22 protein-coding genes and 2 tRNA genes are annotated in these 19,996 nt (G+C 66.9%); 13 read left to right on the plus strand and 11 right to left on the minus strand.

Annotation, left to right across the window (positions count from 1 at the left end; all coding sequences use genetic code 11):
- Positions 1-50 precede the first annotated feature (50 nt).
- Both ACW5EG_RS07985 and ACW5EG_RS07990 read left to right on the plus strand, forming a co-directional pair.
- Entirely contained in the window at positions 51-1,586 is a 1,536-nt protein-coding gene (locus ACW5EG_RS07985; protein WP_457021225.1) for a serine hydrolase, read from the plus strand.
- Positions 1,587-1,679: 93 nt separating this feature from the next.
- A complete protein-coding gene (locus ACW5EG_RS07990) occupies positions 1,680-2,486 on the plus strand; it encodes a M15 family metallopeptidase (RefSeq protein WP_457021226.1) in 807 nt (268 codons plus the stop codon).
- An 18-nt stretch (positions 2,487-2,504) separates the two neighbouring features.
- Here ACW5EG_RS07990 and ACW5EG_RS07995 read toward each other — a convergent pair whose 3' ends face one another.
- Complete coding sequence (locus ACW5EG_RS07995) at positions 2,505-2,675, minus strand: hypothetical protein (protein WP_457018263.1); 171 nt, start codon at positions 2,673-2,675, stop codon at positions 2,505-2,507.
- A gap of 240 nt (positions 2,676-2,915) precedes the next feature.
- Entirely contained in the window at positions 2,916-3,092 is a 177-nt protein-coding gene (locus ACW5EG_RS08000; protein WP_457018264.1) for a hypothetical protein, read from the minus strand.
- Between the two features lie 243 nt (positions 3,093-3,335).
- On the opposite strand from ACW5EG_RS08000, the gene ACW5EG_RS08005 reads away from it, so the two are divergent.
- On the plus strand, positions 3,336-3,638 hold the full coding sequence (locus tag ACW5EG_RS08005) for a DUF3247 family protein (RefSeq protein ID WP_457018265.1): 303 nt from the start codon (positions 3,336-3,338) through the stop codon (positions 3,636-3,638).
- Positions 3,639-3,853: 215 nt separating this feature from the next.
- A complete protein-coding gene (locus ACW5EG_RS08010) occupies positions 3,854-4,714 on the plus strand; it encodes an SDR family oxidoreductase (RefSeq protein WP_457018266.1) in 861 nt (286 codons plus the stop codon).
- A 10-nt stretch (positions 4,715-4,724) separates the two neighbouring features.
- Here the strand turns inward: ACW5EG_RS08010 and ACW5EG_RS08015 are convergent, their stop codons facing one another.
- Positions 4,725-5,225: a hypothetical protein gene (locus ACW5EG_RS08015; RefSeq protein ID WP_457021227.1), complete on the minus strand. Its 501-nt coding sequence runs from the start codon at positions 5,223-5,225 to the stop codon at positions 4,725-4,727.
- On the opposite strand from ACW5EG_RS08015, the gene ACW5EG_RS08020 reads away from it, so the two are divergent.
- The 3 genes from ACW5EG_RS08020 (at position 5,214) to cydB (ending at position 8,408) form a co-directional block, all read left to right on the plus strand.
- Positions 5,214-5,864 (plus strand): BON domain-containing protein, encoded by a 651-nt coding sequence (locus ACW5EG_RS08020; RefSeq protein ID WP_457021228.1) that lies wholly within the window; start codon positions 5,214-5,216, stop codon positions 5,862-5,864. The genes ACW5EG_RS08015 and ACW5EG_RS08020 overlap by 12 nt on opposite strands.
- A 127-nt stretch (positions 5,865-5,991) precedes the next feature.
- A complete protein-coding gene (locus ACW5EG_RS08025) occupies positions 5,992-7,395 on the plus strand; it encodes a cytochrome ubiquinol oxidase subunit I (RefSeq protein WP_457021229.1) in 1,404 nt (467 codons plus the stop codon).
- Positions 7,395-8,408, plus strand: a complete 1,014-nt coding sequence (gene cydB / locus ACW5EG_RS08030) for a cytochrome d ubiquinol oxidase subunit II (RefSeq protein WP_457021230.1) — start codon at positions 7,395-7,397, stop codon at positions 8,406-8,408. The genes ACW5EG_RS08025 and cydB overlap by 1 nt, the downstream gene beginning before the upstream one ends.
- Before the next feature lie 10 nt (positions 8,409-8,418).
- Here the strand turns inward: cydB and ACW5EG_RS08035 are convergent, their stop codons facing one another.
- Positions 8,419-8,916 (minus strand): hypothetical protein, encoded by a 498-nt coding sequence (locus ACW5EG_RS08035; protein ID WP_457021231.1) that lies wholly within the window; start codon positions 8,914-8,916, stop codon positions 8,419-8,421.
- Positions 8,917-9,177: 261 nt separating this feature from the next.
- On the opposite strand from ACW5EG_RS08035, the gene ACW5EG_RS08040 reads away from it, so the two are divergent.
- The 4 genes from ACW5EG_RS08040 (at position 9,178) to ACW5EG_RS08055 (ending at position 10,316) form a co-directional block, all read left to right on the plus strand.
- Positions 9,178-9,606, plus strand: coding sequence for a DUF4124 domain-containing protein (locus ACW5EG_RS08040; RefSeq protein ID WP_457018271.1), 429 nt, complete (start codon positions 9,178-9,180; stop codon positions 9,604-9,606).
- Positions 9,607-9,799: 193 nt separating this feature from the next.
- A complete protein-coding gene (locus ACW5EG_RS08045; RefSeq protein ID WP_457018272.1) occupies positions 9,800-10,066 on the plus strand; it encodes a hypothetical protein in 267 nt (88 codons plus the stop codon).
- 44 nt (positions 10,067-10,110) lie between these two features.
- Positions 10,111-10,186 (plus strand) — tRNA-Ala (locus tag ACW5EG_RS08050).
- A 54-nt stretch (positions 10,187-10,240) separates the two neighbouring features.
- Positions 10,241-10,316: transfer RNA gene (locus ACW5EG_RS08055), tRNA-Glu, on the plus strand.
- Between the two features lie 143 nt (positions 10,317-10,459).
- Here ACW5EG_RS08055 and ACW5EG_RS08060 read toward each other — a convergent pair.
- On the minus strand, positions 10,460-10,942 hold the full coding sequence (locus ACW5EG_RS08060; protein WP_457018273.1) for a DUF1249 domain-containing protein: 483 nt from the start codon (positions 10,940-10,942) through the stop codon (positions 10,460-10,462).
- Between the two features lie 216 nt (positions 10,943-11,158).
- On the minus strand, positions 11,159-11,980 hold the full coding sequence (ppsR, locus tag ACW5EG_RS08065) for a posphoenolpyruvate synthetase regulatory kinase/phosphorylase PpsR (protein ID WP_457018274.1): 822 nt from the start codon (positions 11,978-11,980) through the stop codon (positions 11,159-11,161).
- A gap of 114 nt (positions 11,981-12,094) precedes the next feature.
- Here ppsR and ppsA point away from each other — a divergent pair, with 114 nt between their 5' ends.
- On the plus strand, positions 12,095-14,512 hold the full coding sequence (gene ppsA, locus ACW5EG_RS08070; RefSeq protein ID WP_457021232.1) for a phosphoenolpyruvate synthase: 2,418 nt from the start codon (positions 12,095-12,097) through the stop codon (positions 14,510-14,512).
- Positions 14,513-14,552: 40 nt separating this feature from the next.
- On the opposite strand, the gene ACW5EG_RS08075 is transcribed toward ppsA, so the two are convergent.
- Together ACW5EG_RS08075 and orn are read right to left on the minus strand one after the other, a co-directional pair.
- Complete coding sequence (locus ACW5EG_RS08075) at positions 14,553-15,410, minus strand: EcsC family protein (protein ID WP_457018276.1); 858 nt, start codon at positions 15,408-15,410, stop codon at positions 14,553-14,555.
- A gap of 54 nt (positions 15,411-15,464) precedes the next feature.
- Positions 15,465-16,046, minus strand: a complete 582-nt coding sequence (gene orn, locus ACW5EG_RS08080) for an oligoribonuclease (protein ID WP_457018436.1) — start codon at positions 16,044-16,046, stop codon at positions 15,465-15,467.
- An 82-nt stretch (positions 16,047-16,128) separates the two neighbouring features.
- On the opposite strand from orn, the gene ACW5EG_RS08085 reads away from it, so the two are divergent.
- On the plus strand, positions 16,129-16,590 hold the full coding sequence (locus ACW5EG_RS08085) for a DUF2721 domain-containing protein (RefSeq protein WP_457021233.1): 462 nt from the start codon (positions 16,129-16,131) through the stop codon (positions 16,588-16,590).
- Between the two features lie 87 nt (positions 16,591-16,677).
- On the opposite strand, the gene tadA is transcribed toward ACW5EG_RS08085, so the two are convergent.
- The 3 genes from tadA to guaA form a co-directional block, all read right to left on the minus strand.
- Positions 16,678-17,235 carry a tRNA adenosine(34) deaminase TadA gene (tadA, locus tag ACW5EG_RS08090; RefSeq protein WP_457018278.1) on the minus strand — a complete coding sequence of 186 codons (558 nt, stop codon included), beginning with the start codon at positions 17,233-17,235 and terminating at the stop codon, positions 16,678-16,680.
- Positions 17,236-17,249: 14 nt separating this feature from the next.
- Positions 17,250-18,236, minus strand: a complete 987-nt coding sequence (locus tag ACW5EG_RS08095; RefSeq protein ID WP_457021235.1) for an aldo/keto reductase — start codon at positions 18,234-18,236, stop codon at positions 17,250-17,252.
- A gap of 67 nt (positions 18,237-18,303) precedes the next feature.
- On the minus strand, positions 18,304-19,869 hold the full coding sequence (guaA, locus tag ACW5EG_RS08100) for a glutamine-hydrolyzing GMP synthase (protein ID WP_457018280.1): 1,566 nt from the start codon (positions 19,867-19,869) through the stop codon (positions 18,304-18,306).
- Between the last annotated feature and the right edge of the window lie 127 nt (positions 19,870-19,996).

Genomic DNA, 19,996 nt, shown 5'->3' on the forward strand with positions numbered 1-19,996 from the left:
TGATGATGCTGTCGGCGGCCTGCGCGCACGCTCGCCAACCCGCGCCCGACGTGGGAGCCGACGCGGATGTCGCCGCGCTCGAGGCCGCGTTCGACGACGCCTTCGAGCGCTACGACCCGCCCGGTCTGGCGGTGGGTGTGATCGTCGGTGGCGAGGTCGTGTTCGCGCGCACGCGCGGGGAACTTGCTGCCGGCAGCGGGCAGGCCATCGACCGCGACACGCTGTTCAAGATCGCATCCAACAGCAAGGCGATGACCGCGGCCGTGCTGGCGCGGCTGGTCGACCAGGGCAAGCTGGACTGGACCGATCCGGTGGTGAAGCACCTGCCGCAGTTCCGCATGCACGACGACTGGGTCACGCGCGAGATGCAGGTGCGCGACCTGCTGATCCACAACAGCGGGCTCGGCGCCGGCGCGGGCGACCTGATGCTGTGGCCGGAGCCCAACCTGTTCACGCGCGAGGACGTGATCCGCGGGCTGCGACACCTCAAGCCGGCCTACAGCTTCCGTTCGCGCTACGCCTACGACAACACGCTCTACATCGTTGCCGGCGAGGTGGCCGCAGCCGTGGGCGCCACGCCGTTCGACGAGCTGGTTCGCCGCGAATTGTTCCAGCCGTTGGGCATGGACAGATGCCAGGCCGGGCAGTGGAGGCGCGACGCGGTGGGCAACGTCGCGCAGCCGCACATGCGCCAGCCCGGCGGCACGCAGGTGGTGGTGCGCCAGGATGGCGAAGTGATTGCGGACGTGCCGATGATGGCGGCCGGCGGCCTCCGCTGCAGCCTGGACGACATGCTGCGCTGGGCGGCGATGTGGCTGCAGCCCACGCACCATGGCCTGGACGCAGCCGGCGCACCCTGGCTGTCGGAAACGCAGCGCGGGGAAGTCTGGAAGAACCACATGCCGATGCCGCTGTCGCAACGCATGCGCGACTGGGACAACAGCCATTTCTCGGCTTATGGCTACGGCTGGCGGCTGGCCGACGTCGACGGCAGATGGAAGGTGTCGCACACCGGCACGCTGTCGGGCATGTATTCGGCGCTCACGCTGCTGCCGGAACTCGGTGTCGGCATCGTGATCCTGGCCAACGGCAACGCGGACGAGCTGCGAACGGTGCTGGGCCAGGTGCTGGTCAAGCGCTACACCCAACCGCATGACGCCGCGCTGACGGTAGCCCGTTACGCCGGCCTGCTGGCGACGGCGCGCGCAGCCGCGGGGGAAGCGCCGGCCGATGCGGCCGGCCCAATTGCCGACGACCGCGCAACGGCCACGGCATCCGATCGGCTGCTGGTGCCGGGACGTTACGCCGACCCCTGGTTTGGCGAAGCGCTGGTGTGCGCGGCGGGCGAGGGCGTCGAGTTCCGTGCGCTGAAGTCGCCCAAGCTGCACGGCGCTGTGCTGCGCAGCCGCGACCGGCTGCTGGTGGACTGGCATGATCCCGACGTGGACGTCGAGGCCTGGCTCTCGTTCGACGCCAGCGACGCCTCCACCCGGATGACGATGGCCAAGGTGGACCCGGATGCGGACTTCAGCTACGACTTCGAGGATCTCGCTTTCGAGCGTATCGGCGACTGCCCGGCGCCCTGAGCAGCCTGGTGTCATGGGAGGCCAGGGCAGTTGCTTCATCCATCCGGGGGCCTGGATCCAGCGTCCCGTGGCGCCTGCGCCGGAGGACACTGCATGACCGATGCTTCCCACTGCTGCCAAGCGCCACGCGCATCGGGTGAATCGACAGGCAGGCGCGGACTCGGCCTGGGCATGGCGCTGCTCGGAATGCTGCTTTGCGCGGCCTGCACCACGTCGCCGCAGACCGTTCCCGGGCCAGCTATGCGCGCTGCCGCAGATGGCGTGTCACCCGAACACGCAGGCACGCCCGAATCCGTCGGCATGGTGGACATCGGGCAACTGGTGCCCGACATCGACCTCGACATTCGCTACGCCGGCCCGCGCAACTTCACCGGCAGGCCGGTCGACGGCTACGGCGCAGCAAAGTGCTACCTGCTGCGTCCGGCGGCCGAGGCGCTGCGGAATGTCGAACTGGAGCTGCGGCGGCAAGGCCTGCGCCTGCGCATCTTCGACTGCTACCGTCCCGCACGCGCGGTGCGCCAGTTCGTGCGCTGGGCGGCGGACACGGGCGACCAGTCGACCAAGGCCGAGTACTACCCGGCGCTGGACAAGGCCGGCCTGGTGCCCGGCTACATCGCCGACCAGTCCGGCCACAGCAGGGGCGCGACGGTGGACCTCACGCTGCTTCGCTGCGGGCAGCGCGGCTGCTCGCCGCTCGACATGGGCACGGCGTTCGACTTCTTCGATCCACGTGCCAACACCGACCACCCCGGCATCAGCCAGGGGCAGCGCGACAGCCGCGCACGGCTGCGCGATACCATGGCGCGGCACGGTTTCGAGAACTATCCGTTGGAGTGGTGGCACTACACGTTGCGGATGCATCCGCCACCTGAGGCCTTCCACGATGTGCCGATCCGCTGAGCGGACCGGATCGCGGTATCAGCCGATCTTCTTGAATGTATTGGTGTTTCCGAGCTTCTCGACCTTGCCGCCGGCCTTGCGGAACGCCGTCATGTGGTCTTCGATCTGCTCGCGGGTGAGGGCTGCGTTCTGCTTGCCGCCGGACTTCCCGGACTTGCGGAGGACTGTGTTGTTGTTCTTGGGGGCCATCAAAGGTCTTCTGGTAGCGGATGGTGCGCCACCATAGCGTGAACCGTGTAAAAATTTGTCAATTTGCTGCGGATGTCGGAGAAAATCAGGCGATCTACGCTTATCTTGCCGGGAAGTGACGAACCCACTGGTCCCGGGGGCATCTTCAGCCGCAATCGCCTGCAATTCAATTCCGTTCGGCAGGAGCCGCATCTGCAGAGCCCATCAAAGGCTGCGGGCACGCGCCGCGCCCGGCCTCCTTCATTCGGGTCTTTTCGCCGGAATGAACGGCGACACCGGGTCGCTGGCCGGGAATGTTTCCTCCAGGGCTTCGTCCTGGTTCTCGCTTGCCCGCGCCTTGCGCGCGCGCCGCTCGTCCGGCGATTCGCCAGCTGGTTGGGACGCCGGGTCCTGCAGATCCTTGCGGTCGCGGTTCATGGGTGCGTGCCTCGTGTTGGAAGGGTTGATTGATAGCGCAGCGGATGTTGCGCGGACGTGACTCCACTCGCGTCGCAAAGTGCGGCCGCCGCAACTTACGCCAGGCCGACAACGGTGCGAATGCAGGGACTGAACGCCTGCTAATCACTGCACCCCGGACGCACGTTCCCGCGCCGTTTGCACGCGCGGGCTTGACACGCCGGCACGTAGGATCGGTCGCAGATATCCCCCAGGCGAAGGCTCATGGCGCAACACGCGGACCGGGTGCATACCCGGCAACAGGACATCCAAAGACTCTCGTCGCTGTGCGACACGCTGGAGCAGGAGGCGCGCGTCACCGTCACCCTGGCCAGCGGTGCGTCCGTATCGGGCGTGGTGCTGGCCAAGCCCGGCCTGCAGACCTTCATCGATCACGAGGGCAGGGAGGGCATGAACGCCGTGCTCAAGCTCGACGACATCGGTGGCATGGGCGTGGTGCGCTACTTCTGGCTGGACGACGTGGTGGATGTGAGTCACCGGCCATCGGACGAGGCGCCGGGCAGCTGAAATCCGACGTGAGCCTGGCGCGACGCTCTAAGAGGAGTCGCGGCGATCCCTGATCTGCGTCGGAAACTGCGCAGTTGCCGATGCGCAGCTTCCCACGAACTGGCAGCGTCGAAGGCGCGTGTGACGCAATGCGTTGCCGGTTCCGCAAGACCGCCGCGACACGGACTGCACGGGTTGGATGCCATGGTACCCACCCATTAAGGACGGAGCGCAGAATGAACGACGAACCCGCGAAGCTGCCGCCGCAGGAGCAGGAGCACCAGCCGGGGGAACAGTCGAAGATGCAGCCTCAACCGCAGAGCATCCGCGACAGCTACCGCGGATCGAAGCGCCTGGACGGCAAGGTGGCGCTCATTACCGGCGGCGACAGCGGGATCGGCCGCGCAGTCGCCATCCACTTCGCCCGCGAAGGCGCGAAGGTCGTGATCGGCTATCTCGACGAAGAAGAGGATGCCTCCGAAACGGAACGCCTGGTGGTGGCCGAAGGCAGCGAATGCACCGCTATCGCAGGCGACCTGGGCGATCCGGAGTTCTGCCGCGAGCTGGTGCGCCGCACTGTTGATGCACACGGCCGGCTCGACATCCTGGTCAACAATGCAGCCGAACAGCACACCGTCGACAAGCCCGAGGACCTGACCCCGGGTCAGGTCGAGCGCACGTTCCGCACCAATGTGTTCGCGTACATCAACATGGCCACGTCTGCACTTGAGCACCTGGGCGAAGGCGGATCGATCATCAACACCGGTTCGGTCACCGGAGTGCGCGGGCACGAGAAGCTGATCGACTACGCCGCGACCAAGGGCGCCATCCACGCGCTGACCTTTTCGCTGGCCCAGGCCGTGGCGGATCGCGGCGTGCGCGTCAACGCGGTGGCGCCAGGCCCGATCTGGACGCCGCTGATCCCGGCCAGTTTCAGCGCGGAGGAAGTCGCCGAGTTTGGCGCCTCGACCCTGCTCAAGCGCCCGGGACAGCCTGCCGAAGTCGCGCCGGCCTACGTGTTCCTGGCGAGCGAAGAAGCATCGTTCATTACCGGCCAGACCATCCACATCAACGGAGGAGGGCATATCAGTGCGTAATTCCAACCGATCACGTCGGGGTCATCGCCCCGACAACGAACACAATGTCGCCGGCGTCGGCGAGCTCAGGGCGGTTGCCGAACGCCTGCTTGAAACCGGCGCGCAGTACCTCGAGCAAGGTCGCGAGTGGCTGCATGCCGCAACGCGACGGGAGCAGGGCGACGATCATCCGCCTCGTCATGATGGCGGGGAACAGTTCAACGGGCCGCGCAGCGGGTTCCAGGGAGGGCGCGCCGATGCGGGACGCGACGACTGGTCCACGCCGCGACGGGAAGCCGAGACCGGCTACGCACGCTATACGTCCGACGAGCACTCGTTTTCCGCCGGGGGCGACCATGGTGCACGTGCCCGGCGCGGCGGCCATGACTACGACGACCGACCGGCGCGCGAGTTCGATGCACGCGCCGACGAACTGGCGCGCAACCGTGACCGTCCGGGCTGGGAATCGCGCCATGAAGAACAGGCTGGTGCGCGCCACTACGGCAGCCAGCCTGGCGGATTGCGGCCCCATGAAGACGACTATCTTCCGGGCAGCTTCGGGTTTGGAGGCGAAGGGCGCCGACAGGCCGGGGGCAGGCCGGCGGGCAGGGCCGGTGGCACGCAGGGCGCCGAAGATGCTTCGTCACGCTGGGAGCAGGCCTATCGTACGCAGGGGCAGGGCAGTCATCGTGGCCGCGGGCCGCGTGGCTACACCCGATCGGACGCGCGCATCCTCGACGAGGTGAACGAGCGGCTCTGCGATGATCCGATCGTTGACGCCACGGACATCGAAGTGCGCTGCGAGCAGGGGAGTGTGGTGCTCGAGGGCAAGGTGCCCACGCGCTGGATGAAGCATCGCGCCGAGGACATCGCCGATTCGATCTCCGGGGTCAAGGATCTCGACAACCGCATCCAGGTGGCGGCGGAGGAGCCCGCGGCCCAAGGCGACTTCGATACCAGTACCACCACGGGTGCGCGCGGCGGAGACGATTCTGCGCGGACGCGGGGTGCGAGCGAGCCAGGCAGTGGCACAAGCGCGACCGGCAGCACTGGCGCCGCCGGCGGCAGTGGCAGCACAGATGGCACCCCCAGCGCGGGCGGCACTGGCGGTAGCAGCAGTACCGGACAGACTGCACAGGGTGGTACGCAGACGCCGCAACAACCCCACTGAGGTCTAGCGGAAGGTCTTTGGAAGGGACGGGCCCGTAGGGGTCCATCCCTTCTTGTTGCACCACCGTTGGCGGGTGAGGCCAAGCGGGTTAACCCGGATTTCGCGGCGGCTGTGGTATTCCAGCGCGATGGATGCCCTGCTTCTTTCGCGAATCCAGTTCGGCTTCGTCATCAGCTTCCACGTCCTGTTTCCGGCCTTCACGATCGGGCTGTCGAGCTGGCTGGCCTTCCTGGAGTATCGCTGGCTGCGCACCCGCGACACGGTGTGGAAGGACCTGTATTTCTTCTGGCTGAAGATCTTCGCCGTGTCGTTCGGCATGGGCGTGGTCAGCGGCATCGTGATGAGCTTCCAGATCGGCACCAACTGGTCGGTGTTCGCCGAGCGCGCGGGCGCGGTGATCGGCCCGCTGCTTGGTTTCGAGGTGCTGACCGCGTTCTTCCTCGAGGCGACATTCCTGGGCGTGATGCTGTTCGGCTGGAAGCGCGTGTCGGAGCGGCTGCATTTCCTGGCGACCTGCATGGTGGCGCTGGGCACGCTGCTGTCCACCTTCTGGATCCTGGCTGCCAACAGCTGGATGCATACGCCGCAGGGCGTCGAACTGGTGGACGGGATCTTCCACGTCACTTCGTGGCGCGAAGTGATCTTCAATCCTTCGTTTCCGTATCGCCTGGTACACATGACCCTGGCCGCCTTCCTGACCACCTGTTTCGTGATTGGAGGCGTGTCGGGCTGGTACCTGCGCAAGGGTGTGCATCGGGAGCCGGCGATCCGCATGCTGCGCCTGGCGACCGCGTTCGCGCTGATCGTGCTGCCGCTGCAGATCCTGGTCGGCGACCTGCATGGCCTCAACACGGCCGAACACCAGCCGCTGAAGGTGGCTGCCATGGAGGGCCACTGGGAACGGCTGCCGGAAGGCGAGGGCATGCCGCTGGTGCTGTGGGCGATCCCCGACCAGGCGGCCGCCACCAACCGCCAGCAGATCGCCATCCCGCGCCTGGGCGGCATGATCCTGACCCACACCTGGGATGGGCAGATCGATGCACTGGACTCGGCCCCAGCGGAGGAACTGCCGCCGGTGGCGCCGGTGTTCTACGCGTTCCGGGTCATGGTCGGACTGGGCGTGGCGATGCTGCTGCTGGCCGTCGCCTCGGGCGTGCGCTGGCGACAGGGACGGCTGGCGACGGCCCGACACCTGCATCGCGCATGGAATGTGATGCTGCCTGCGGGTTTCATCGCCATCCTTGCCGGCTGGTTCGTCACCGAGATGGGGCGCCAGCCCTGGGTGGTGTACGGGCAGTTGCGCACAGCGGACGCGGTCAGCGACGTCGGTGCGTCCAGCGTGGCGCTGTCGCTGGGCATCTACATGCTGGTCTACGCGGTGGTCTTCGGCTTTGGCACGGCCTACATCCTGAATATGCTGCGCCGCGGCCCGATGCCGCACGAGCCTGAGCCAGAAACCGAGGGCGGCGAGCGCACCCCTGCGCGGCCGCTGAGCGCGGCAGACGCATCACTGGAAGAAGGAATACGCTGATGCCCATCGAGACCTGGCTGCCGGTGGTGTGGTTTGGCGTGATCGGATTCGGCGTGTTGATGTATGTCGTGCTCGACGGCTTCGTGCTCGGTCTGGGCATCCTCGCGCCCTTCGCCGAGGACGGCGACCAGCTCGACCTGATGATGAACACCGCGGCGCCCATCTGGGACGGCAACGAGACCTGGCTGGTGCTGGGCGGGGTGGGGCTGCTGGCTGCCTTCCCGAAGGCCTACGCGCTGGTGCTGTCGGCGCTGTACCTGCCGGTGCTGCTGATGCTGGTGGCGCTGGTGTTTCGCGGTGTCGCCTTCGAGTTCCGTTTCAAGGCCGGCAGCACGCGGTGGCTGTGGGGCTGGGCATTCGCGCTGGGATCGCTGTGCGCGGCGTTCTGGCAGGGCGTGATCCTGGGCGCGCTGGTGGAAGGCATGCCGGTGCAGGAAGGCCGCTACATCGGCGGCCTGCTGTCGTGGTTCAGCCCGTTCTCGATGCTTACCGGGGCCGCGCTGGTGTTCGGCTATGCGCTGCTGGGCAGCACCTGGCTGATCCTCAAGACCGAGGGCACCCTGCAGCGCATGGCGCGCGTGCTGACGCGGCCGCTGGTGCTGGTCGTCGCGGTATTCATGGGACTGGTCAGCGCCTGGCTGCCGTTCCTGGATTCAAGGGTAATGGCACGCTGGTTCGAAGCCGGCAATTTCTGGTGGCTGTCGCCGGTGCCGTTGCTGACGGTGCTGACCGCGTTTGCACTGTGGCGCGCCGCGATGGCCGAAGGCCGCGACGCACGCCCGTTCGTGCTCACCCTGTGCTTCTTCGGCCTGGGCTTCGCCGGCCTGGTGCTGGGCATGTGGCCCTACCTGGTACCGCCATCGCTGACGCTGTGGGAGGCTGCCGCGCCGCCTTCGTCGCAGGGTTTCATGCTGGCCGGCGTCGTGGTGATGCTGCCGGTGATCCTGGGATACACGGCGTGGTCGTACCGGGTGTTCCGCGGCAAGATCGTGGCGGGGCAGGGCTACCACTGAGCCCATCCGCTCAGGTCATCGCCGATGGCGCATCGTAGGACAGCGGAGTCGCACCCGCGAGTTCCATCGCCTGGTGTACGGCCGGCATGGAATCGGCGTCGGCGTCCACCACCACCAGCACGTCGCCAGCCTCGAGCTCGGACGCGAACTGGCGCCGGACGGGATCCTGGATCGATGCCCCTGCCAGCGAAGCCGCCAGGCCTCCCACCACGGCGCCTCCGGGTATGGCGATCCACAGCGACCACATCGGCGCATCCCAGCCCAGCATCAGCACGATGGCCAGCACCAGCCCGAGGCCTGCGCCGATGAGCATGCCGCGCATGGCCGCAGGGATGAGGTCGCTGTCGGCCATCTTGTGGCGGTCGCTGACCCGTCCCACCTCGATGTCGCCGCGCGCCACGATGTGCACGTCGCCATCGGGAATGCCGCCAGCCACCGCCGCCTGCACGGCCCGGCTGGCGTCATCGACATTGCGCGTTCTGAACACGTGGCGATGCTTCATGGACATGTCGACCTCGCTGCCGTCGCTGGGAATGGACGAGTCTAGGCACGTGGGTGTGCGGCGGATGTAAACGCAGGGCGAAGGGCTCGCGGGCCCGGCCGCGGGCAGGGTGTTCGCGATGCGACGGGATAGTGCGCCTGCCGCCTGTCTGGCCAGATGCAGATCACCCAACGGGAAGCTTCCGTGTTCCCGGGAACTCCAGCCGGAACGCGCGCGCTCCCTTGTTCTTCCGTTGCTATAGTTCGCCCAGCCTTTGGGGAGGCGGGGATGAAAGGTTTCCTGGCGATAGTGCTGCTGACCGTGATGTCTCCGGTTGGCGCGCAGAATCTGTACCGGTGTGTGGACTACAAGGGCGGCGTGAGCATTCAGGACGCGCCGTGTCCGGCAACCTCGCGCGAGACCAAGCGCGTCGCCGTTGATGCCTATGAGGAAACCGAAACCTCGCGGGCCGCCCGGAGTGATGCCGTACGGCGTGCTCAGGCATCACGGCAGGTCGGCAGCTTCCTGCCGGCATCCGGAGCCGTCCGGGCGCCGTCGCGAGCCCGGCCGATGCCGTGGGATCCGGATCGAAACAACAAAGCCTGCGAGGACGCGAAGGCGTACCGGGACACGATGCTGAGAATCCTCGGCTTGAAGCGTACCTATGAGGATCTCCAACGCCTGGACGAAGGCGTCAACCGGGCCTGCAAGCGTTGATTCCGGTGTAGGGCAGCGCGTCCGCAGTCCCTGTCATCCGCCAACATTGCCGAAGCGCTCAGCGGTGACCGAAAATTCCTTCCGGGCGAGGCGGTTTCTGTGCCGGATCGGCACATCCTTGATTTCGCATAATGCATATTATGTAACATCCTGATCGGCGCGCCCGGTGAGTTGGTGGTTCCCGCCTTCCAAATTGTCCCAGTACAGCCGGATCCTTGGGAGCCACGTTCCCATCCTCGTGCCGGTGCCGTTCTTTCCCGTGTTCGCGATGACCACCGCCACGAACGCAACCTTGATGTGGATTGCGTTTCGAGGTTGGCCATCGACAAACATCGCGCAGCTGCGCAACAGCTTGGTCCGTCAGCAACAGCAAGTTTTGAGTCTGCCGCAGGCGCTGCAACTGAACCTCTGCAGCGAGGATGTACGCGGCGCGTCGCTCGGATCGGTCGACACCTGTTGACGGATATCACGGTCGCCCCTACAATTTCGCGCTTTCCAGCACGTGGGGCCATAGCTCAGCTGGGAGAGCGCCTGCATGGCATGCAGGAGGTCGGCGGTTCGATCCCGCCTGGCTCCACCACGTTTTCCGCTGCACAGGCCGCACGGAAAATGAGCGGAAGAAAGGTTTTACAGCGTCCCCATCGTCTAGAGGCCTAGGACATTACCCTTTCACGGTAGCGACCGGGGTTCGAATCCCCGTGGGGACGCCACTTTTCAATGGGCCCGGATATTCCGGGCCCATTTTTTTTAGCGCGAGAACGCCAGTGCTTCGCGGCAAGGCGCGTTGGCATTCGAACGGGCACGGCGTATCGCGGTCGCGGCTGAAGCTGCTCCTGCAGCGGCGTTTGCGGGCTCAGGTCCCGACGACTTCCGGCTCGACCGGCCGCAGCGTGGCCACACCATGGCCGCTTTCGGCCAGGTACTGCAACCATTTGCCGAGGAAGGTGTTCATCCGCATGCGGTGGTCGAGTACTTCGCCCGGCGGCGGGTACATGCCGATCACGTCCTGCCAGCGGCGCCCGACGTAGCAGTGGGTGGCCTCGGCCTGCCTGGCGTCGCGGTACAGGCGCAGGAATGCGGACGGATCCGGCTCGCCGGTAACGGGATCAATTACGGTGTAGGTCAGGCGCAGCTCGGTGGTGTAGACGTGTTGCTCAAGCACGTCGAGCTGCACGTCCAGCCCGTTGCCGATGCTCGAAACATGGCGTCCGACGGCCAGGTCTGCCGGTTCGAACAAGCGCGTCATGCGCTGGAAGTTCTCCGCGTACAGACCCATCAGCCAGCCGAAACGGCCGAGCCTGGGGATCTGCGTGTTGCGTGCGGCGACCTGGTGCATGGATCGATCCTACACGCTGGCGTCGCGCGCGGGCAGGATTGAAGATTCAGCCGGAAGCGCCTACGTTAAGGAACTTGTAGAGGGCTCCGCGCGTAACACCCGGCGCATGAGGATCATGTCGGCGCAGCGCGCTGCCATCGAATTCCCGCATGGGTGTCCGGCACACCGTGCAGTTGCCGCGCAACGCAGGCTGCGCGACACGCCTCCCCTGCCCCGTCAATACATGACCCGCTCCAGACCCAGGGTCGACATCACCTTGCTCGAGATTTCCTCGATGGAAACATGGGTGGTGCTGAGCAGCGGGATGCGTTCGGCGCGGAACAGCTTCTCGGCCGCGAGCACCTCGCGTTTGCAGGTTTCAAGGTCCGCGTAGTGCGAATCCGGTCGCCGTTCCTGGCGGATCTGCTGCAGGCGCACCGGATCGATGGTCAGGCCGAACAGCTTGGAGCGGTGCGCGCGCAGGCGCGACGGCAGGCGGTCATGTTCCAGGTCTTCGTCGGTCAGCGGGTAGTTGGCTGCAGCCACGCCGTGATGGAGCGCCAGATAGATGCACGTCGGCGTCTTTCCCGCGCGCGACACCGCCACCAGGATCACGTCGGCCTGGTCGTAGTTGATCGACATGCCGTCGTCGTGGGCGAGCGCGAAATTCATCGCGTTGATACGCCGGTGGTAGGTGTCGAAATCGACCATGCCGTGCGCCTGCCCCACCTTGGCCTGGCGCTGTTGACCGAGTTCGGATTCGAGGCGCTCGATGAACGGCTCGAACACATCCAGCATCAGCGCCCCGCTCTGGGCAAGTGCCGCAGAGATGGCGGGGTTGACCGATGAATTGATCACGATCGGGCGCTGCTCTTCCGCCGCGGCGGTTGTACGGATGCGCTCGGCCACATCTTCTGCGCGCTCCACGCTGTCGACGAAGGGAATGCGGCTGGTGGTGAACTTCGTGCCAGCGAACTGGGTGAGCAGGCTGTGGCCGATGGTTTCGGCGGTGATACCGGTCCCATCGGATACGTAGAACACGAGTCTGGTCGTTGACAACGCTGTCTCCTTGTTCGCGGGCGGCTGTCGTGGCCGGTGTGGGGGCTAAAATAGCGTCTTTTCGACTGGGCGCTGCCTGGTCCTTTCGCTTTCGCCACACTTGGGAGTTCCGCCTTGAACCAGTCTGCACCGCAGCCGTCCGGACCGACGGCCAACATCCTCTGGTTGCACGACCTGCGGCTGTCCGACCTGGCGCAGGTTGGCGGCAAGAATTCGTCGCTCGGCGAGATGATCGGCGAGCTCTCCGGGCTGGGTGTGTCGGTGCCCGGTGGCTTCGCGACCACGGCCGACGCGTTCAAGGATTTCATCGCGCACAACGACCTGCACCAGCGCATCTTCGACCGGCTCGCACCGCTCGACGTGGAGGACGTCGGCGCGCTGACCTCGGCCGGTGGCGAGATCCGTGGCTGGGTGATCGACGCGCCGCTGCAGTCCGGGCTGGATGCCGACATCCGCAAGGCCTATGCGCAGCTGTGCGCCGACAACGGCGGCGGCGAGATCGCGGTCGCGGTGCGCTCCTCGGCCACCGCCGAGGACCTGCCTGACGCATCGTTCGCAGGACAGCAGGAGACCTTCCTCAACGTGACCGGTGCCGATGACGTGGTGCGCAAGGTCAAGGAGGTCTTCGCCAGCCTCTACAACGATCGCGCCATCGCCTATCGCGTGCACCACGGCTTCAAGCACGAGGACGTGTTCCTCTCGTCGGGCGTGCAGCTGATGGTGCGTTCGGACGTCGGCGCGTCCGGCGTGCTGTTCACCCTCGACACCGAGTCTGGCTTCCGCGACGTGGTCTTCGTGACCTCGAGCTTCGGCCTGGGCGAAATGGTCGTGCAGGGTGCGGTCAATCCCGATGAGTTCTACGTTTACAAACCCACGCTCAAGGCCGGAAAGCCCGCCATCCTGCGCCGCTCGATCGGTGCCAAGCAGCTGCGCATGGTCTATTCCGACCAGCCCGGCGAGCGGGTGAGGACCGAGGAGACGCCGGCCGAACTGCGCCGCAGCTTCTCGCTCTCCGATGCCGACGTGCATGAGCTGTCGAAGCAGGCGCTGGTGATCGAGGAGCATTACGGCCGTCCGATGGACATCGAGTGGGCGAAGGACGGCGTCAGCGGCAAGCTGTTCATCGTGCAGGCGCGTCCGGAGACCGTGAAGTCGCGCACCAAGGCGACCCAGATCGAGCGTTACGCGCTGGAGCAGCGCGGCCCCGTGATTGCCGAGGGACGCGCGATCGGCCAGAGGATCGGCAGCGGCGTCGCACGCGTGGTGCGCAGCCTCGATGACATGGCGCGCGTGCAGCCGGGCGACGTGCTGGTCGCCGACATGACCGATCCCGACTGGGAGCCGGTGATGAAGCGCGCCGCGGCAATCGTCACCAACCGCGGCGGCCGCACCTGCCACGCCGCGATCATCGCGCGCGAGCTTGGGGTACCGGCGGTGGTCGGCACCGGCAACGCGCTCGACGTGATCGAGGACGGCAAGGAAGTCACGGTCAGCTGCGCCGAGGGCGATACCGGTTTCATCTACGACGGCGCCCTGCCCTTCGATCGCATCACCACCGACCTGGCCTCGATGCCCGAGGCGCCGCTCAAGATCATGATGAACGTCGCCAACCCCGAGCGCGCGTTCGACTTCGGCCAGCTGCCCAACGCAGGCATCGGCCTGGCGCGGCTGGAGATGATCATCGCCGCGCACATCGGGGTGCATCCCAATGCGCTGCTCGAATACGACCGCCAGGACGCGGCGACGAAGAAGAAGATCGACGAGAAGAGCGCCGGCTATGCCTCGCCGGTGGATTTCTATGTCGACCGGCTTGCCGAAGGCATCGCCACGCTGACCGCGTCGGTGGCGCCCAATCCGGTGATCGTGCGGCTGTCGGACTTCAAGTCCAACGAGTACGCCAACCTGATTGGCGGCACGAACTACGAGCCGCATGAAGAAAACCCGATGATCGGCTTCCGCGGTGCCAGCCGCTACGTCGATCCCTCGTTCACCAAGGCGTTCGCTCTGGAATGCCGCGCCGTGCTGCGCGTCCGCAACGAGATGGGCCTGGACAACCTCTGGGTGATGATTCCGTTCGTGCGCACCCTGGAGGAAGGCCACAGGGTGATCGAGGTGCTGGCCGAGAACGGCCTGCGCCGGGGCGAGAACGGCCTGAAGATCATCATGATGTGCGAGGTGCCCTCGAATGCGCTGCTGGCCGAGGAATTCCTCGAGATCTTCGACGGCTTCTCGATCGGTTCCAACGACCTGACCCAGCTCACCCTGGGGCTCGACCGCGATTCATCGATCGTCGCCCACCTGTTCGACGAGCGGAATCCGGCGGTGAAGAAGCTGCTGTCGATGGCGATCAAGGCCGCACGCGCCAAGGGCAAGTACATCGGCATCTGCGGCCAGGGGCCGAGCGACCATCCCGATCTGGCGCAGTGGCTGATGGAGGAAGGCATCGAGTCGGTGTCGCTGAATCCGGACACCGTGGTCGATACCTGGCTGAAGCTGGCCAAGTCGAAGGCGAAGGCCGACGCCAGGAGCTGATCGTGGACGTGCCCGCGGCAGGCGCCGCGGGCACGCATGCTCAACCCGCCCTGCCCCGCGCCAGCCGGTTGTATGCCTCGCGCACGACCGCTTCGCCATAGCGCCGCTCCAGGCGTCGCACGATGAAGTGACCACGGGCTACGTCCTGGTAGTAGTCGGTGAACATGGTGTTGAGCGCGGCGCCCGTCGCAGCGCCGACGATGGGCACGGCCTGTGCCGCGAACTTCTCAGTCACCACGACACCGAAGCGGGCGGCGGCCTTCTCCACCAGTTTCGCCAGCCACTTGCCCGTTTCCTTTGACCCGATCCCGCCGGTCAGCCCCTGCCCCGCCAGGCTGCGTCCCGCCAGTTCCGCGGAAAGGTGGCGCATCACGTCGGCGGTGAAGCCGCGCGCGAGGTAGTAGCCGGTTTCGCTGGCGTCATCCTTGGTCGACTTGCCGCCCAGGGCGAAGACTTCGAGGCAGGACTGGCGAGTGGCCAGGTCGGACAGGTCGAAGCCTTCGCTGCGCGCCACGTCCGCCACCGCGCGCATCATGATCGTTGTCGAAACCGGCAGCTCCACGAACAGCGCGGTGAAGCCGAATGCCCCGCCTATCGCGCCGGTGGTCGCTGCCGCCACCTTGTGCCAGCGCGTGGACGCGACGCGACCGGGGCGGTTGTCCATGCTCGACAGCGCGACCTGCGCTGAACGGTACAGCGCGGCCTCGACCGCGCCATGGATGCGCGCGGAGACCGACGCGGGCAACGCACGCACCGCGAACTCCAGCGGCGCGCCAACCAGATTGGCCATGCGCGCGGTAATGGTTGGCGCTTCCAGGAGCGCTACGGCGCGCAGCAGATCCGCGCGGTCCAGGGTATCGGCGGACAGGCCGCCGGCCGGTTCGATCATCTGTGCCATGGCGAGATGCTAGCGCTCCCGCGCGTGGGCAGGAGCCTTGACGCGCGCCACGGTTCAGGCCGGCGCAGGCTGGCCCGACAGCGGCCCCATGAAGCGCCGGTAGTGGCGCAGTTCATCGATCGAGTCGTGCACGTCGCTCAGCGCGGTATGCGCGGCCGCCTTTTTGACGCCGGACAGCACCTGTGGCGCCCAGCGCCGGGCCAGCTCCTTGAGCGTGCTGACGTCGAGGTTGCGGTAATGGAAGAAGCGTTCCAGCTCCGGCATCTGCCGGTGCAGGAAGCGGCGGTCCTGGCAGATCGAGTTGCCGCACATCGGCGACTGCCGCGGACCCAGCCACTGTTGCAGGAAGGCCAGCGTGCGCTGCTCGGCCTCGGCCATCGCGACGCCCTCCTCCAGCACTCGCCGCCACAGGCCGGACTTGCCGTGCTGGTTGCGGTTCCACTCGTCCATGGCTTCGAGCGCCGAGAGCGGATGCGCGATCGCGAAGGCCGGACCTTCGGCCAGTACCTTGAGTCCAGCGTCGGTGACCACCGTGGCGATCTCGAGGATCGAGTCGCGGTCGGTGTCCAGGCCGGTCATTTCCAGGTCGATCCAGACCAGGTAGCCGTCGCCCTGTGCAGTGTCGTGCGGTGCCATGCGCTCGCGGTGGTTGTCGGGACGCGGCATGATAACCCGCCGCCCCGCCCGCTCCCGAGTCGCCATGCCCTCCAACGCTTCGATGGCCCACTACGCCATCCTCACCGCGATGCTCGCGCCCGCGTTCTTCCTCACCGCAACCGCGGCGCTGCTGGCTTCGGCCAACGCGCGCCTGGCGCGCATCATCGATCGCGCGCGGCAGTTGCTCAAGGACCTGGCCGAGATCGAGGATGCCGGCGAACGCGCCGTACTGGAGCGGCGGATCACGGTGCAACGCCGGCGCAGCCAGATCATCCTGCGCGCCAGCCAGCTGCTGTACGTGGCGATCAGCTGCTTCGTGGGCACCAGCCTGCTGGTCGCAGGCGACTCGTTCTTCAACCACCTGTTCGGACCGGGGCCGACGATCATGGCGGTACTGGGCGTGCTGTCGATGTTCGGATCGAGCCTGCTGCTGGCCAGCGAAGCCTCGATGGCGGTGCGGGCTGTCAACGACGAGATGGACGACCGCCACCGTTTCGCAAGCCGGCGCGGCCCGGTCCAGTAGGGGGCTGTTCGCCCCCTGTAGGAGCGGCTTCAGCCGCGAGGGAGCCTTGGCTTCATACGCCCGGTCCGTTCGCGGCTGAAGCCGCTCCTACAGGGGCGGTTCGGGGTGTGGTTCGAGAGGCGATTCGCCCGAAGGATCGAGCGGCGCCTTGCCGCGCTTCGCGCGAAAGTAGTTGCTCAGGCGCCGGCCTGCCTCGTCACCCAGCAGCCCACCCTGCACCGCGATCCGATGGTTGTGGCGCGGGTCTGCGACCAGGTCGAAGACGCTGCCGCAGGCGCCGGTCTTGGGATCGGCGGCACCGTACACCAGGCGCGCGATGCGGGCGTGCACCATCGCCATCGCGCACATCGCGCAAGGCTCAAGGGTCACGTAAAGGGTGGCGCCGACGAGCCGGTGGTTGCCCATCGCGCGTCCAGCCTCGCGCATGGCCACGATTTCCGCATGTGCGGTGGGATCGTGCTCGGCGAGGTTGCGGTTCCAGCCCTCGCCAAGCAGCGCGCCGCCCGGGCCCAGCAGCACGGCGCCGACGGGGATCTCGTCGAACTCGCGTACGGCGCGGTCGGCCAGCGCGAAGGCGTGTCGCATCCAGCGCTCGTCGGTCACCAGCGTTGCGCTGTCGTCAGGCGGGAGAGGCGTGCCGTGCATGGGCTGCCCGCGGCTCACCAGCGCTGGTGCACGTGCGGGCGGATGTGTTCGTCGTAGATCCGCGCGACCGCATCCATCGTCGCCTGCGAAAGCGCAGGCAGATCGGCCGCGGCAATATTGCCCAACGCCTGCTCGCGGTTGCGGGCGCCCGGGATCACGACGCTCACCGCATCGTCCATCAGGATCCAGCGCAGCGCCAGCTGCGCCATCGTCGCGCCTTCGGGCACCAGCGGACGCAGCTCTTCGACCGCGGCAAGGCCGACTTCGTAGGGCACGCCGGAAAACGTCTCGCCGACGTCGAACGCCTCGCCCTGGCGGTTGAACTGGCGATGGTCATCGGCCTCGAAGCGCGTATCGGCGCGGAACTTGCCGCTGAGCAGGCCGCTGGCAAGCGGCACGCGCACGATGACCGCCACGCCGCGCCGCTTGGCCTCGCGGAACAACAGCTGCGCCGGCCGCAGGCGGAACATGTTGTAGATGATCTGCACGCTGGCGACGTTCGGATACTCGATGGCCTTGAGCGCCTCTTCCACGCGCTCGACGCTGACGCCATAGCTGCGCAGCTTGCCGCGCTCGACGAGGCGATCCATCCGCTCGAACAACTCGGCATGGTAGTAGGCGTCGGTCGGCGGACAGTGCAGCTGCACCAGGTCCAGGCAGTCGGTTGCGAGGTTGTGCAGGTTGCGGTCGATCCAGCTCTCGAGATTATCCGCGGTGTAGCCCTCCACCGTCTGGGACGGCAGGCGCCGCCCCACCTTGGTCGCCACGAACGGGCGCTCCCCTCCGCGCTCCTTGAGCACGCGTGCGATCAGTCGTTCGGAATGGCCGTCGCCATACACATCTGCGGTGTCGATGAAATCCAGGCCGGCATCGAGCGCCGCATGCAGCGCGGCCACGGACTCGGCGTCATCGACCTTGCCCCAGGCCGCGCCGATGGCCCAGGCGCCGAAGCCGATTTCACCAACGTTGCGGCCGGTGCGGCCGAAGGGTCTGGAGTGCATCAGGCGATCCTGCTGGATGGACGGAACGCAAGCATAACGCTCCGCCCCGCCCCGGCTTCCAAACCCGCTACTCCCACTCGATCGTCGCCGGCGGCTTGCCGGAGATGTCGTACACCACGCGCGAGATGCCGCGCAGCTCATTGATGATGCGGTTGCTCACCGTGCCGAGGAAGTCGTACGGCAGGTGCGCCCAGTGCGCGGTCATGAAGTCGATGGTCTCCACCGCGCGCAGGGCGATCACCCACTCGTAGGCGCGCGCGTCGCCGACCACGCCCACGGACTTCACCGGCAGGAACACGGCGAACGCCTGCGAGGTCTTGTCATACAGGTCGGCCTTGCGCAGTTCCTCGATGAAGATCGCGTCGGCGCGCGCCAGCAGTTCTGCGTACTCGCGCTTGACCTCGCCCAGGATGCGCACGCCCAGGCCAGGCCCGGGGAACGGGTGGCGGTAGACCATGGTCCGCGGCAGGCCGAGCTCGACGCCCAGGCGCCGCACCTCGTCCTTGAACAGCTCGCGCAGCGGCTCGACCAGGCCCAGCTTCATGTGTTCGGGCAGGCCGCCGACGTTGTGGTGGCTCTTGATGACGTGCGCCTTGCCGGTCCCGCTGCCGGCGGACTCGATCACGTCCGGGTAGATCGTGCCCTGCGCCAGCCAGCGCGCGTTCTTCAGCCTGTCGGACTGCTCCTCGAAGATCTCGATGAACAGGTTGCCGATGATCTTGCGCTTGGCTTCCGGGTCGACCACGCCCTCGAGCGCCTTGAAATAGCGGTCGGCGGCGTCGACGCGGATCACCTTGACGCCCATGTGTTCGGCGAACATCGCCATCACCTGGTCGCCTTCCTGCCAGCGCAGCAGGCCGGTGTCGACGAACACGCAGGTCAGCTGCTCGCCGATCGCCTGGTGCAGCAGCGCGGCGACGACGGACGAATCCACGCCACCCGACAAGCCCAGGACCACCTCGTCCGAACCCACCTGTTCGCGCACGCGCGCGATCTGGTCCTCGATGATCTGCGCCGCCGTCCACCGCGTGGTGCAGCCGCAGACATCGGTGACGAAGCGGCGCAGCAGGGTCTGGCCCTGCAGCGTATGCGTGACTTCCGGGTGGAACTGCACGCCGTACCAGCGCCGTTGCTCGTCGGCCATCGCGGCGACCGGGATGCGCGCTGTGCTGGCGGTGACGGTGAAGCCCGGGGGCGCGCGCGAGACGTGGTCGCCGTGGCTCATCCACACGTTCAGGCGCTGCGCGCCCGGATGGTCGGTCAGGCCGGAGAACAAGGCATCGGGATGGACGATGTCGACCTCGGCATGGCCGAACTCGCGCTGGTCGGCTGCTTCGGTCGCACCGCCCAGCTGCGCGGCCAGCGTCTGCATGCCGTAGCAGATGCCCAGGATCGGCAGTCCGCTGTCGAACACTTCCTGCGGCGCCGCCGGCGCACCCGGCAGCGTGGTCGACTCCGGCCCGCCGGACAGGATGATGCCTTTCGCGCCGAACGCAGCGATTTCGGAGGGATCATGATCCCAGGCCCAGATCTCGCAATAGACGCCGATCTCGCGGATGCGGCGTGCGATCAGCTGCGTGTACTGCGCGCCGAAGTCGAGGATCAGGATCTTGTCGGAATGGATGTCGGTCATGGAACCTTCGGACGGCAGCTTCAAGAGTAGGCGCGGCGACCATGGAGAGGGCGCCACGTCCGTGAATGGCCCGGCCCGGCCACCATGGCCGGGCGTTCGGCAGCCCGCGCGGCAGTGCCGCGCAAGC

The organism is Luteimonas sp. A611 (assembly GCF_054072715.1).